Origin of the sequence: Alkalibacterium kapii, from assembly GCF_007988865.1 — a bacterium.
GTDB classification, from domain to species: domain Bacteria; phylum Bacillota; class Bacilli; order Lactobacillales; family Carnobacteriaceae_A; genus Alkalibacterium; species Alkalibacterium kapii.
The window spans coordinates 1-14,983 of the sequence record NZ_BJUY01000018.1; the positions used below are offsets into that span (position 1 = coordinate 1).

A 14,983-nucleotide genomic window follows, 5' to 3' on the forward strand; every position below is an offset into this window, starting at 1 on the left:
AAATTATTTTGTTTTATTTTTAAGTTTTTAGCCAAAAAAAGACCAATGCGTTTTAGACATTGGTCTTTCATTCGATTACTGTTCGATATCATCTGCTTTGATTTCAAAAGTATAGCGGTGCCCCTGGGTCATACTGTGATAAAAGCCATCGCCTTCATACAGTTGAAAAACGCATGCCCCCTGCTGGTCTTCCTTGTCCGGATACACGTGTTTGACATAGGGATTACCTGCAAGCATTTCTTCCAGGCGCTCGCGTCCAACTTCTCGTACTTTTCCTTCGATGCGAATAACTTGAATAAGGTACGTTTCTTCTGTTTTCGCCGTAATAGCCACATAAGGATTCTGCTTGATCTGCTTATAGAAGTCGGTTTTGGGATCAGTCATGAAGAATATCCCTTTTTCGTTTGCGACACCTATATGTATATGACGTGCATGCGGTTTGTTTTCTGCATCCACGCTTGCAAAGATGCCGACTTTGATATCGTCTTTCAATATCCTCAAAATATCATTGACCTTCATTGTTGTTCCCCTCTCTTTTTATCAACTTTAGCGATTATTGTACATTATATCACAAAGATAATAGAGATAACCAAAATAAAGGAAAACAATTGATATTTATAAAAAACTATTTAGAAATTGCCAGTTTTTTGACGTCTTTCTTGGTGAACGATCTCAAATGTTTCTGAAGCCAATTCAATTCGATCGCTTTCTTTTTCAAACTGTTCCAGGATTGCGATTGAAATGCGGTCTTTTACCCCACGGCGTTCACGTGTATCGACAATATATCTTAAACTTAACGTGACAAAGTTATCATCAAAGGCAGCGAATACCTGTGACTTCAAAGATGCATGCTCGATACGATACCGTCGCTTCATTTTATGCCATTCCAATTCTGCTTGCTCATTATAGTCACCAATCGTTTCTTCAGCTATCTGAAGAATGATTTTTTTCGCTAATGGAATATCACTTTCAAAATGAAGGGGGACATGCAGTTCATCCCATAAAAATTTAAAATCCGCGTTGTAGTTATAAACAGGTGAATTGAAAATGTAACTATTGGCAACCCGTACGATCCGGCCGGTATACTGGTCACCTTCCACCCATTCGCCTAATTCCATAAGTGTTGTTCTTAAAATACCTATATCGACAACGTCTCCTTTTGATCCGCCTAACAGGACACGATCACCTGTTTTGAAAAAATCTCCGAACATGATGGCAAACCAGCCCGCGAAACTGACAATGACTTCTCTTAATGCGTAAGTGATACCGGCACCAGCTAAGCCTATAGCGGTCGTAAATCCTGATAAATCATTTCCAAAGATATAAATAAAAGAAAGCGCAAAAATGACATTACTCATCCATCGGGCAATTTTTTGGGTAACATACCAGTTTTCTGATGATTTGTACTGTTTATACAAGCGGTTCATCGTAAAACGGCGGATGATCAGTATAATGATAATGATCAAAGCAAAAAATATGATGTTTGTGAGCAGTGGATTCGCCTCTGTAAACTGTGTGATCCATTCTTTCATGACTTAGGCTCCTTTTATCACAAGTATCGTGAAACGGTATAGTTCAATCATACCAGTTAAAAGAGCTTATGTGGATTATTATGCCTTCCAGCTGTTCAGATCGTTTCTATTAAGTGGATCAGTTTCATACTTCGTTTGATGGCTCTTGTCAGCAGCTTTGGTCCATTTTTCATGGCTTCATTTAAGGTCATAGGCGCATCCACGATGGGAATTAGCGCAAACAAATTCTCCTCTTGGATTGCTGTTCGGTCACTGTCTATTTTTCCGGCAAACAAAATCGTCGGTATACTATATTTTTTTGCTAAACGACTGATACCAACAGGCACTTTCCCACTTAATGACTGATCATCGAACTTTCCTTCTCCAGTGATCACTAGATCTACCTCTTTAACTATAGCTTCCAGATCTCCTTTTTCTGCTAACAGTGTCAAACCGCTCCAAAATGTACACGGAAAGAATGATAAAACGGCGAAACCTATTCCACCTGCTGCACCCGCTCCCTTTGTAAAACGTTCGTCCTTTCCAGTCTCATTGGAAACCAGATTCGCATACTGTTTCATATCGCTGTCATAAGTAGCGAATTCCTGGTTACTTAATCCTTTTTGTTCCCCAAAAACATGGACAGCTCCTTGTTCTCCCAGCAGTGGATTTGTCACATCAGAAGCAATCTGCCAGTTTACGTCATGTACACGTTTATCCATGCCGCTTGTATCTATGGAATGAATTTGACTTAACTTTACAGGTAACTTTGACAGCACCTCATTTTTATCATTTTTAAATACAACTCCTAAAGCCTGCAGCAAACCACTTCCACCGTCAACGGTCGCACTTCCGCCTAAGCCTAAGATAATCTTTTGAGCTCCTTTATCAAGTGCTTGAGTAATCTGCTCGCCTACACCATAACTTGTATGGTTGTCAGGATGCAGTGTCTCTTTATCAGCCTGAATCAGACCGGCTCCTTCCGCGACCTCGATCACTGCTGTTTTTTCGCTTTTGATCCAGCCCCATCGCCCAAGGTAAGCTTCACCATTGACACCCGTTATTGACTCAGTAATGATTTCTCCATCTAAAGCACTGACAAAGGCATCCACCGTTCCTTCGCCTCCATCAGCGATAAGGAAAGACGTCACTTCGTGGTTGGGGAGCGCATTTTTGACACACTGATTTGCCGTTTCACTCGTCATTGACCCTTTAAATGAATCGATGGCTGCTAATATCTTCATCATTCTCCGTCTCCTTTAACCTTTTTTTCAGTATAGCACAGGTCGACATTTATAAAACGTCATGATTTTTACAACTCGTTTAAAAGAAAGACGCAGCGATACGCGCCGCGTCTTTGTATATACTATTTCAATTCTGGCCAATATTCTTTGTTGGCTTCTATCAATGCATCCAAGACTTTCCTTGCTTTTTTTGCATCAACGACTGTACGATTGAGTGTCAAAGCCTGCAACGCTTTGGTATATGATCCTTCCATATAAGCTTCTACAGTTAAACGTTCAAATGCATATTGATTTTCAATCAGACCTTTATAAAATGTGCCGATCTTCCCTACTGCATAAGGAGCGGGACCATTTGCCCCGAGTGAAGCAGCAACTTCTACCATACTGTCGTCCGGCAAGTTCGCTACGATACCATTATTTCTGACCATCACTACAAATGTTTTACGCAGGTTATTTGCGATCGAAGCTGCCACTTCCACCATCATATCCCCATGTGCATCGTTATGAACAACTTCAGAATCTTTCGCCGTTCCCTTTTCAACAATACGTCGGCATTCCTGAAATACCTTTTTTTCTCTTCCAATACGCACTTCATCTGTACGAGTCCATTCAGGATCTAATTTTGATAATTTGTACTCCGGGTAAAGGTAATACTGCAAATACGTATTAGGTAAATAGTCAGGGAAATCAATGAGCATATCTTCAACCATTGCATAGGTTTCAAGCCAGGACTGATCACGCTGTTCAGCATCTACTGGTCGGAAACCACCGTTTAGCACAATCTTCTTGATCTCAGGCGCTCTGTTTTTCCCTGTTTCATCATAAATCTCAGTAAACCACCCAAAGTGATTGAGTCCAAAATAAACAGGTTCGAGATTATTTACATCTTTATCGATCAGACTTGCAAATGAGCGTAACAGGTTGACCGGCTGATCACAGATGTTCAGTATTTTATCTTCTTTCGGGAAGAGCTTGTCTAAAGCTAAGGCAACGATTGCAGCCGGATTTGTGTAGTTTAAAATCCAGGCATCCGGGCTTAAACGACGCACATCTTTTACCATTTCTTCCATATCACGAATGGAGCGCAGACCATAGGCGAAGCCGCCTGGTCCACATGTTTCCTGACCGATCACGCCTAAACTCAAGGGTATTTTTTCATCTTTTTCACGCATTGCGAATCCACCCGTACGCATCTGACAGAAAACGAAATCGACATCTTTATAAGCGACTTCTTTGTCAGTTGTATATATGATTTCTACTTCGGGTGCTTCTTCCTTAAATAATATTTTTGCAAATTCGCCAATTACTTCTTGTCTTTTTTCATCGATATCATACAAGACAATCCGATTAAGAGCGAATTCTTTTAAATGTGTGGTCATAGCTTTTAGAATACCAGGCGTCCATGTGGAACCTCCACCTACTAAAACGATATTATTCTTTTTCATTATTTTCTCCTTTTCCTATTATTCTTATGAATTTTTATGTTCGTAAATGTAATTGTCGACAATGTTTCTCATTTTGGATATACGACCACCATAAACAACATGTATTGTGTTTTCATCCGGTCTTACAATTCCATTGGGTCGAGTACGCTTCAGAAGATTTTCATCGACTAATTGACTGTCTTTCACTTCTACCCTTAATCGACTAATACAATTATCTACATCCGTAATATTCTGAAGTCCACCTAGACCATTGATAATATTTTCAGCCGTTGATCTATCTGATTCTTTTACACTGACGCTTTCATCCACTTCTTCCTCATCTTCGAAATCTGTTTCTCGTCTACCAATCGTCATAACATTAAATTTGGAAATAATGAATGTGTACGAGAAGTAATACATGGCAAAGAATAGTGGTCCTGCTATTAGATAGATATACCATTTCGTTTCCATTCCTTGAAGCATACCGAATACGATCCAGTCAATGATCCCGCCTTGAATGTTTCCTATAGCTACATTTAATAATGCAGGAACCAAGAAAGCTAAACCTGCAAATATGGCATTGACTACCCACAAAATAGGCGAAATAAAGATAAAGGTAAATTCAATTGGCTCTGTGATACCTGTAAGTATCACAGCTGTCACGCCTGCCAGGAAGAATTTCAGTACGCGATCTCTTTTTTCAGGGCGTGCCATTTTGTACATTGCCAGAACTGCAGCAGGCATCCCAAAGACCATGTGTAGAATTTTACCTTGTGCTAAAAATGCAGTTGCGTCAGTTGAAAATTGAAGATTGTTATCTAACTGATATAAATAAATTTGTAATGCTCCAACTAAAGATTCTCCATCTATATTCTCAACGCCGCCTAAAGCTGTAAATCTAAATGTCTGGTTGAGGATATGATGAAGACCTGTTGGATTGATTATTTTTTCAGTGAAACCGTATAAGAAAACACCGAAAGATCCACTTTCACTGATTAATCCTCCAACAGTAATAATAGCTTGATTAATGAGTGGCCATACAAAGGCAAGTATGATACCTACAATAGCTAAAATAATTGCTGCTGCAATCGGTACGAATCGTTTCCCACTATAGAAAGTTAAAGCAGGGTGCAGCTCTGTTTCTCTGAATTTATTATGAAGGAAAACCCCCATTAAACCTGCAATGATCCCTCCAATAACATTCGTGTTGTAAACAAAAATCCCTAGTGTGCTGGTAAACAATGAATTCTGCAGGGTTGCATCGACTTGGCTTAGTCCTTCTACATCCATTAAGTGAGCAATCGAGGTAGTTTCTGCTGTAAATCCTTGAGCTTGAAGCACATAAGTCATTCCAAGCAGCATCGCAATATATCCTACCGCCCCAGCGTATACAGCTACTTCTTTGTCTCTCTTGACCATGCCTAGTGGTATAGACATAGCAAACAGTAATGGAAGATAGCCGAATGGCAAAGCAGAAAGTTTACGTATGAAACCAAAAATCAGTTGAAGTGTTTCATTACCCAGAAACGGAGCTACCTCAATTATAGCTGGATTTTGTAAAGCCGCTGCTAGTCCAAGGAAAATAGCCATAAATGACAGTAAACTGATTGGGAAAAGCAATGATTTACCGAAACTCTGGAAGTTCTTTTTAAAATTTGTCATTATAAAACCTCTCTTCATTAGTGTAAGATAATAATATTTCCAATTTCTTGAGGAGCAAGTGTGATTGTCTTGATTTCTTCTAGTCTTTCTTCCATTGCTGTAGCTGTAAAGGCTGTCTCAGGAAGCGCTACCGTAATGTCTTTATAATGTGGATTAAATAAACGAATAAAACGCTCTTTTTTATTTGTGAGTCTACTTGATGAAACGACTAATCCATTCAAGTTGAGCGATAAATGGGACTTTGTTTTTTCCACTGTACTTCTTGAATTGATATTGAAACGGTTAAACTCTTTTAATTGATAAGCTACGAGCGGTGTCAAATAATCCTTCGCGACATGACTTTCCTCTTCATGGGTATGAGCTATTTCAAAAGTGAATTCGAAGATAAACGGCTCGTCTAACAGCTGATTATCAGGTGTTTTGATTTCAATTCCTGAAGGCCTACCCGGACGGTTGATTAGGTCTCTCTGTCCCAAGTGAGAAAAAGTACGGAATAACGTTAAATGTATGGCATCATTTAAAACTTCGTATTCTTTCAAACCATTGGTATATACTGTGAAAGCAGAATCTTTATCCTTTAAAGTAATGAAGCTTTGTGTTGTTTCGATACTTACAGGTTTCTCAGCCCATTCATCTTCTTTCCATATATTTAACGCTTTTTCATTATAGACAGGTTTCAACTGGTTACTCATATAGCTATCCACTTTTACCTGATCTGTTGTAACATTTGTTTTAAAAACAGCTCTATAACGATTGTCTTTAGTTTTGTTCTCGTGATTCAGCGTTACATACACTTTTGGATCACCAGGATATAAACTTAGAGTGACATTAAAATTTACATCGCGTTCAGCTTTTTTCTTCTCTCTTTGCAGCTGATTTTCAGGTACTCTCATCAGCCAGTCTATAGTCATTTTTTTGTAGTGTTCTTCTTCTACAACGTTAACTGTCATTTCCCCACAGTTTTCACTATTCAATATCCAGTCATTATAAGGTGGTGAGTAGTCATAGCTGTCTCCGGCATCTCCACTGTTCTCAATTGAGAGAATATTTGTGTAAACATCCTGAGTCTTCTTGGATTTATAGCATAATATATTAGAATCTACGAACAGTTTGCCAAATTCATTAGAGATACATTTTTCAGTCGTCGAAGCTGTGATCTGTTTCGTCTCATCAACCTCTTCATAAGTGAGGTAACGAGCGGATAATCCTTCAATTTCACTGATTGGAAGGACAATTTTAGTTCTATATACCCTTATATCTTGTAATCGGGCAGCTACTTGTCGATCTATCAGTCCGGCGTCTTCCTGTTCTTGAGTTATTATAGAGTACTCTAACTCTTGATTGTCTTCATCAAATATTCGAAATCCTCTTGTTCGCGTCAACATTTCCAAATTCACCAACTGATCGACACGTTTTTCAGGAAGCGGATTGACCAGCACAATTGTCTCAGAGCTTTCTTTATTTCCCAAAGCCATTAATCTTAAATGAAGTTCGATTTGTGTATCGACCATTTCTTTTGCATTTAGTAACCGCTGCTTGATATCCTGGTTGACTTTATCCGAATTACATCCACCGATACTGTCATGCGCATGAGTTCCAAATAATATTTTTGATACTTTCTCAATAACTCCGTGTGGATAAGCAATGCCAGCTTCTTCACCAATCATTGCCAAAGGTTCCAATACGTTATATAAGTTGTTTTCAATTTCTGTATTCAGTAATTTAATATCCATACGAGTCGACCCAATCGTTCGATGGATACGGGCATGCTTACTATCGATCAACTCCCCAGTAACTACTTCTAGTTTGTCTTTATTTAAAGCGTCAACATAAGACTCAAAATCACTAAGCATAACCTGATCTTCAGGATAAATCTGCTTCATATTTTCCATCACTTGATAGATATTTTTTTGAATAGGCATTTGATCATGTCCATTCATGATAAGTCTTGCACTTGATGCTGAGTAATTATCTAATACAGGCATAATTTTATTCATACGTTTTCTTAATTCATCAGGTTCCAGTTCTAGATACTTCGCTCCCTGGTAACCTGTAGCTAAGTTGACCCCAACCACCTCTGAACCATCGATGCCCTTCCATAAGAAGTCAGATTTTTGAGCCTTCAACTCGCTGAAGCCTCTCCAGAAGAAGGTAGAATCTATGCCAAATTGTTTATAGATCTGTGGCATCTGGCTTGCATGTCCGAATGTGTCAGGTGCGTACCCGACAAGCATTGGTTCTCCAAATTCTTCAGCACGCTTGATACCATAATATAAGTTTCTGAAAATAGATTCACCGTGAACTAGAAGCAAGTCTGTTTGTGTATACCAGGGTCCAACTCTTAAACTTCCCTTTTCTATCAACTTTTTTAATCTCGGCTTTCCTTCTGGTTCCAATTCCAGATAGTCATCAATCATTACACTTTGCCCATCTAGTATATATATCGTATTTGGATTCTCCTCAAGAAATGCCATGACTTCCTGCATATGATTTCTTAACAATACCTTAGTTTCATCTTTTGTAAAATACCACTCTCTGTCCCAGTGTGTGTGCATTAAAATTCTAATTTCTCTACTCACAGAATTCTCCTCACTAATTATTTGACTTGAACATAGTATAACGCTTACATTACACGCTGAAATCCAAAGGTGTGGATAATTATCCAAAAAAACAACCGTACGTTTTCGCTAGATGATTTAGACGAAGACGTACGATCGATTATCTTGTTTAAGTTTTTAGAAATATCCCATGTTTAACTGATTGATCACTTCATTGATCATTAATATCATATGGATCTGTTGTTCTCTTGAAATACCTTTCATTTTATCTATAGATACATCGTGATGAAATGAGACCGAACTCCCCTCCATAATTGACGAATCCTTTTTTGTTATAGCAAGAATACTCATTTTAGCCTTTTTTGCATCGTGCATTAACTGCAGACAGCGTTGTGTTTCGCCTGAACTAGATAAAATCAATAGGCTGTAATCTTTAAATTTTTCCAGCATTTGGAGTTCTGAAACAACGATTGCTGGAATACCTAAATATAATAGCTGTCTTGCCATATACTGGGCAGAGACATGCGAAGCTCCTAAACCAAATAATAATAGATGATGTCTGTTTCTATAAAGATGTTTCACTAACTCATTAGCACTCTGGAAGTCTATTTTACTTAAAATATATTCTGTATTGCGTATATGTCTGGTAGATTTTGTTTTAATATGATCGATATCTTCACTAATAGCGTACTTTAGTTCACTGAAACCATCAAAGCCTAATAACTTACTGGTTCTGTTGATTGTTGCTTGTGACGTATAACTTGCTTGAGCTATTTTAACCACTGTCTCATTAGGGATAGATTGAAAATGTTCTTCCAAATAATCTAAAACTGCTTTTTCACTTCTAGTCACTGGTCTGTCAAAATTGCGTTCTTTCAACTGATGGATGACACGATACATTATGATCACTCCCGAATTTACTTAATTTACCTCTCTAGTTCCATTTTACTTGAAATTTTCCTAAATTGATAAATTAAGTTAATATCTGTTTTATTCTTCCTGCCTTAAGTGTATACTGTATAAGGGTTTCAGCACGTCTGAGACTTATTAAAAATATTAACAGCGGGAGAGATTATTTTGGAAAGAGCTTTAGGTACTGTTGTTCGCGGACTGCGCAGTCCCATTATCAAAGAAGGCGACAATATGGAAGATATTGTTGTGGAAACGGTATTGAATGCCGCAGAGGCAGAAGGCTATAGTGTAAGGGACAATGACGTGATTACGATGACCGAGTCCATAGTCGCGCGTGCACAGGGAAATTATGCCATGCTGGACGATATCGCGACTGATATCGGGCATAAATACAATGGCGAAACCATTGGCGTCGTGTTTCCTATTTTAAGCCGTAACCGTTTCTCAAATATACTGAAAGGTATCGCACGCGGTACAGGTAAAGTTGTCCTGCTCCTCAGCTATCCATCTGATGAAGTTGGCAATCACTTAGTCTCTTTAGACGAACTGGATGAAAAAGACATCAATCCATGGACCGATGTTCTTTCTGAAGATGACTTCCGCAGCCACTTCGGTTATAAGAAACACCCATTTACAGGTGTCGATTATATCGATTACTACAAATCGCTGGTAGAAGCGGAAGGTGCAGATTGTGACGTTGTTTTTTCAAATGATGCCAGAACTATCGTCGATTACACCCAAAATGTCCTAGCCTGCGATATTCACAGTCGTTTCCGTACAAAGCGCTTAGTCAAGGCTGCAGGGGCTGAAAAGGTTTATGGCCTGGATGATGTGTTGACAGAAGCAGTCAACGGCAGCGGCTTTAATTCAGAATATGGACTCTTGGGTTCAAATAAAGCAACAGAGGATACCGTTAAACTCTTTCCCGACAACGGCCAGCCTTTAGTCGAAGCAATTCAAAGTCGTTTTAAAGAAAAAACAGGCAAGAATGTTGAAGTGATGATTTATGGTGATGGTGCGTTCAAGGATCCCGTTGGACAAATCTGGGAACTGGCAGACCCTGTCGTTTCTCCCGCCTTCACAAAAGGACTTGAAGGAACACCGAATGAAGTGAAACTAAAGTACTTGGCAGACAATAATTTTTCAGAGCTGAGCGGTGACGAACTTCAGACTGCAATAAAAGAACATATCAGCAGCAAAGAGATGGATCTGGTCGGCAAAATGGAAGCACAAGGAACCACTCCCCGTCGATTGACTGACTTGATCGGTTCTTTATCCGACTTAACGTCCGGCAGTGGCGATAAAGGAACACCGATCATCCATATCCAGGGATATTTCGACAACTTTACAAGTTAAATTAACTGAAAATTGAACATGCAAAAAGAGATCAGACTGTATAGGTTATGATCTCTTTTTAAACTATTCATTCTTTTATCATGCAGGAATATATATTTATTTGATCATGACATTCTCAAAATAGTCAAAAGTACTTTTCAATTACTTGGAAAGCTTTTTTTGACGTCTCTTCGTTCACTTTTATCACGGTACCATTTTTTCTATAGTAATCGAGTAGCGGAAGGGTTTTCTTATGATAAGTCTTGAAACGCTGCTCAATTGTTTCTTCGGAGTCATCATCCCGCTTTCTTTTCGAGAGTCGATCAAGTAGAATAGCTTTATCTATATCCAAATAAAAAACAACCGGTTGCGTTTTTGATATTTCCTTTAGATTTTCGGCCTGATTCAAGGTACGAGGATAACCATCCAGAAAGACAGTCTCATCGGGTCTCAGCTGATTTAATCCATCTTCTACTAAAAAATTAACGATATCATCGGGAACCAATTCTCCTGCCGAAACGAATCGATCAGCCCTCTTACCCAACATTGTGCCTTTATCAATTTCATTGCGAAGGATATCTCCAATTGACATCACAGAATAACCATATTTCTCTTTTATCTTCAAAGCGACGGTACCTTTTCCAGATCCCGGTGGACCCATTAGAATATATATCATAGCTAAGCTCCTTTGCCACACTTGTATTGATGAAGAATGAATAATCTCAAACATAAATAGCTTGTACATTATTACGAATATCCTCTAACCTTAATACGATGGTATTTATTATCCGCTTTTAATAAATAAAAGAAAGAAGTTATTCAAATTTTTGAACACTTCTTCCTTTTGAACGATTTATACTTTTTAACCCATCATATTACTAAAAGATTAAATCATTTGTTACCCTTTTACAGTATATTTTGTATCCGACAAGGCAGACTTGAGTGTTTGCTTGTCGATTTCTTTCTGGCTTTCTACAGTGACTTTGTTGTTCGCTACGTCGACCTCTACTGAATCGACTCCTTCAATACTGGAAAAATTTTCCTTTACGGTATTGGCGCAGCCTTGACACTTCATACCTTCTACAGTTACTTCTTTTATCATGACTCATTCCTCTTTCCTTTTAATAAATTTTGATTTATTAAATATATCAAATTTTAAGCTTCTGCTCTGGCTGGTTTAAATTGACGTAAGCGCAGGGCATTCAAGAGTACCGATACGGAACTGAAGCTCATTGCGACAGCCGCGAACATTGGACTCATAAGTGGTCCGCCGAAAATGTATAATGCACCCATGGCTACCGGTATTCCAATGATGTTATAGGCAAAGGCCCAGAACAGATTTTGTTTGATATTTCTTAAAGTGGCATGGCTCAAGTCGATTGCAGTCAGTACGGACATCAGGTCGTTTCGCATGAGGACGATATCGGCAGATTCAATGGCTACGTCTGTACCTGATCCTACTGCGATACCGATGTCGGATTGAGCCAAGGCAGGCGCATCGTTGATCCCATCGCCGACCATTGCAACTTTTTTACCTTCTTCCTGCAATTTCTTGACTTCCTGTGCTTTGTCTTCAGGCAAGACCTCGCTCAACACACGGTCGATACCCAGTTGCTTACCTATAGCTGTTGCGGTTCGTTTGTTGTCGCCAGTGATCATAGCCACTTCCACACCGCGTTGTTTAAGTTCCTTAACGGCTTGCAGGCTATTTTCTTTTAATGTATCTGCAACGGCAATGATACCAGCTAATTTTCCATCAACTGACAGATACATTGGTGTCTTTCCTTCATCAGCTAATCGATCGGATGAATTTTCCATTTCAGATAAATCAATATTTTGTTCTACCATTAATCTTCTGTTACCGATATAGAAATTTTTTCTGTCCATTTCTACCCGGATACCATGCCCAGGAATGGCTTCAAAGTCAGTCGGTTTAGATAAAGTCATTTGTTCTTCTTTCGCTTTTTGAACGATGGCTTCGCCTAACGGGTGTTCAGAACCTGTTTCTCCAGATGCTGCATAGTTCAGAAGTTCTTCTTTTGAAAGTAGGTCTGTCGCCAATACATCAGTCACGACAGGTTTCCCTTCTGTTAGTGTTCCTGTTTTATCAAAGACGATGGTCTCTACGTTATGTGTCGTTTCCAAAGCTACACCACTCTTGATAAGCACACCATATTCTGCGCCTTTACCTGTTCCGACCATGATGCCTGTCGGTGTAGCAAGTCCCAAAGCACAAGGACATGCAATAACGAGGACCGCAATCGTAATGGATAAGGCGAATATACCGGTTTGACCAGCAATCAGCCAGGCGATCCCAGCCAAAGCTGCCAAGGCCATAACGATTGGTACGAAATAGCCAGTAATAATATCGGCCATTTTAGCAATAGGCGCTTTAGATCCTTGGGCGTCTTCTACCAACTTGATGATTTGAGATAAGGTCGTGTCATTTCCTACACGTGTAGCCCGGTAATCGATCGAGCCGTTTTTATTTAAACTGGCACCAATGACTGTGTCTCCACTTTGTTTTTCTACTGGAATACTTTCTCCAGTCAGCATGGATTCATCAACAGCCGTGCGACCTTCCATGACAACGCCATCTACGGGCATTTTTTCTCCTGGACGTACTCGGATAATATCCCCTGGAGCCACTTGTTCAACAAGTACTTCACGTTCTTCATCGTTTCTAACAACTCGCGCTTTTTTGGGAGCCATATTGATCAGTTTTTCAATGGCTGAGGACATTTGCCCTTTTGATCGTTCTTCTAAAAACAACCCTAGTGTATGAAGCGTCAAGATAACCCCAGTCACTTCGTAGTAGAGCAAACCGGCCAAATCAGTGTTCCCCATAACGATTCCAATAGTTGCTCCAAGACTGTAGATAAAAGCTGCCGCTGTACCCAAGCCGATCAGTGAGTTCATATTCGGGTGACGTTTGATCAAAGCTTTGAATCCTTTTTGGAAGTATTCCAAGCTTACCGCTATAACAGGGAGCGTTAATATTAGTTGTAAAAGAGCAAAATTCAATGCGTTTATATCTGGGTCAATAATACCTGGGAGCGGCATACCGATCATGTGTCCCATAGATAACACCAGAAGTGGAACTGTGAATAAGGCAGAAACCCAGAAACGATTCAGTATTTGCTTCATTCTCTGTTGTTTCTTTTCACGTTTCTCTTCGTGAGCATTCGATTTTACTTCAGTCGTTTCAAGTGTTGCCGTGTAGCCAGTATTGTTTACAGTGTCTGCTATATCTGCTGGAGAAAGTTCCAGTGGATTATATGAGATCGTCAGTTTTTCTGTTGCCAGATTAACACTTGCTTTGTCTGCCCCACTCAACTGACGCGCTGCTTTTTCGACTGTTTGAGCACATGTGGCACACGTCATGCCTTCAATGGCAAAGGTCTGTGTTGTTTCTTCCTGCGGGACAACGGTGTAACCTGTATCATCTACTGCTTTTTGTAATTTTTCAAATGAAAAATCTGATTCATCGTATTCCAAACTCAATTTCTCTGTTGCCATATTGACCGAAGCTTTACTCACTCCAGGCATTTTTTTTGCTGTTTTTTCAACTGTCTGTGCACACGACGCACATGTCATTCCCTCTACGCTGAATTCATTACTAGTCATATTATCCCTCTTTTTTTAGTATTTATTACTTTCTTGCTTATTGATATGTGTTTTATCTAAAGTACTTCTTTATTGCTATCTATTGAATAGCTTTTGAGATAGTATTGCTTCAAACGCGTTTACAAATGTGAATTTTAAATCTGTATTAAGATTACATCTGTAAACATAAATTGTCAAGCCTTTTTTTAATATAAGTTTTACCAATGCCGAAAGTTGCACTCTCTTCTTTCTTAGACGACTTGGTTAGTATTTTTAAATAGCTTTATGATAGAATGTTTTTGTCATTTGAATTAAAAGATCAGTCAAAGAGATCTTGTTTTATATTTACTTCTAGAATAATTCGTTCAGATGTTTAAGGAGTCAAAGGGTTTTGACTCTTACCTTATATAGGCTTGCACTTAGAAAAAATGTCTTAGTTTTGAAGTTTATAATAGACGGAATGCGCTGAAGATGGCGATGTTCGGCTGGTTACCCACTCTTTTACTTTGGAAAGTGTCGAACTTCCCTTCGCTTCGGCTGTTTCTCCCCGATTTAGTTCACGAATGCGCCGAAGATGGCGATGTTCGGCTGGTTACCCGTTCTTTTACTTGAGAAAGTGTCGAACTTCCCTTCACTTCGGCTGTTTCTCCCCGATTTAGTTCACGAATGCGCCGAAGATGGCGATATTAGAGGTAATCTTCGTTAAAGGAACAGAAATGAAACTAAGCGCC

At 39.2% G+C, this 14,983-nt stretch carries 11 protein-coding genes; 1 reads left to right on the forward strand and 10 read right to left on the reverse strand.

Going from position 1 to position 14,983, the window contains the following annotated elements; genetic code table 11:
* Window positions 1–75: 75 nt before the first annotated feature.
* The 7 genes from AKA01nite_RS06700 to AKA01nite_RS06730 all read right to left on the reverse strand — a co-directional run bounded on the left by AKA01nite_RS06700 (window position 76) and on the right by AKA01nite_RS06730 (window position 9,299).
* The gene (locus tag AKA01nite_RS06700; protein WP_146924556.1) at window positions 76–519 is read right to left on the reverse strand and encodes a pyridoxamine 5'-phosphate oxidase family protein; all 444 of its coding nucleotides are present in this window, start codon (window positions 517–519) and stop codon (window positions 76–78) included.
* A 110-nt stretch (window positions 520–629) separates the two neighbouring features.
* On the reverse strand, window positions 630–1,532 hold the full coding sequence (locus AKA01nite_RS06705) for a mechanosensitive ion channel family protein (protein WP_146924557.1): 903 nt from the start codon (window positions 1,530–1,532) through the stop codon (window positions 630–632).
* Between the two features lie 95 nt (window positions 1,533–1,627).
* The gene (locus tag AKA01nite_RS06710) at window positions 1,628–2,758 is read right to left on the reverse strand and encodes a glycerate kinase family protein (protein WP_146924558.1); all 1,131 of its coding nucleotides are present in this window, start codon (window positions 2,756–2,758) and stop codon (window positions 1,628–1,630) included.
* 119 nt (window positions 2,759–2,877) lie between these two features.
* Window positions 2,878–4,200, reverse strand: coding sequence for a 6-phospho-alpha-glucosidase (locus tag AKA01nite_RS06715; RefSeq protein WP_146924559.1), 1,323 nt, complete (start codon window positions 4,198–4,200; stop codon window positions 2,878–2,880).
* 24 nt (window positions 4,201–4,224) lie between these two features.
* Window positions 4,225–5,841: a PTS transporter subunit EIIC gene (locus tag AKA01nite_RS06720; protein ID WP_146924560.1), complete on the reverse strand. Its 1,617-nt coding sequence runs from the start codon at window positions 5,839–5,841 to the stop codon at window positions 4,225–4,227.
* A 17-nt stretch (window positions 5,842–5,858) separates the two neighbouring features.
* Window positions 5,859–8,420 (reverse strand): glycoside hydrolase family 38 N-terminal domain-containing protein, encoded by a 2,562-nt coding sequence (locus tag AKA01nite_RS06725; protein ID WP_146924561.1) that lies wholly within the window; start codon window positions 8,418–8,420, stop codon window positions 5,859–5,861.
* Between the two features lie 156 nt (window positions 8,421–8,576).
* Entirely contained in the window at window positions 8,577–9,299 is a 723-nt protein-coding gene (locus AKA01nite_RS06730) for a MurR/RpiR family transcriptional regulator (RefSeq protein WP_146924562.1), read from the reverse strand.
* Window positions 9,300–9,476: 177 nt separating this feature from the next.
* Between AKA01nite_RS06730 and AKA01nite_RS06735 the strand changes: the two genes are divergently transcribed.
* Entirely contained in the window at window positions 9,477–10,667 is a 1,191-nt protein-coding gene (locus AKA01nite_RS06735; protein WP_146924563.1) for a coenzyme F420-0:L-glutamate ligase, read from the forward strand.
* Between the two features lie 124 nt (window positions 10,668–10,791).
* Here the strand turns inward: AKA01nite_RS06735 and AKA01nite_RS06740 are convergent, their stop codons facing one another.
* From AKA01nite_RS06740 to AKA01nite_RS06750, 3 genes are all read right to left on the reverse strand, one after another.
* Complete coding sequence (locus tag AKA01nite_RS06740) at window positions 10,792–11,322, reverse strand: adenylate kinase family protein (RefSeq protein ID WP_186805128.1); 531 nt, start codon at window positions 11,320–11,322, stop codon at window positions 10,792–10,794.
* 222 nt (window positions 11,323–11,544) lie between these two features.
* Entirely contained in the window at window positions 11,545–11,748 is a 204-nt protein-coding gene (locus AKA01nite_RS06745) for a heavy-metal-associated domain-containing protein (RefSeq protein WP_146924565.1), read from the reverse strand.
* 53 nt (window positions 11,749–11,801) lie between these two features.
* A complete protein-coding gene (locus tag AKA01nite_RS06750) occupies window positions 11,802–14,273 on the reverse strand; it encodes a heavy metal translocating P-type ATPase (RefSeq protein WP_146924566.1) in 2,472 nt (823 codons plus the stop codon).
* Between the last annotated feature and the right edge of the window lie 710 nt (window positions 14,274–14,983).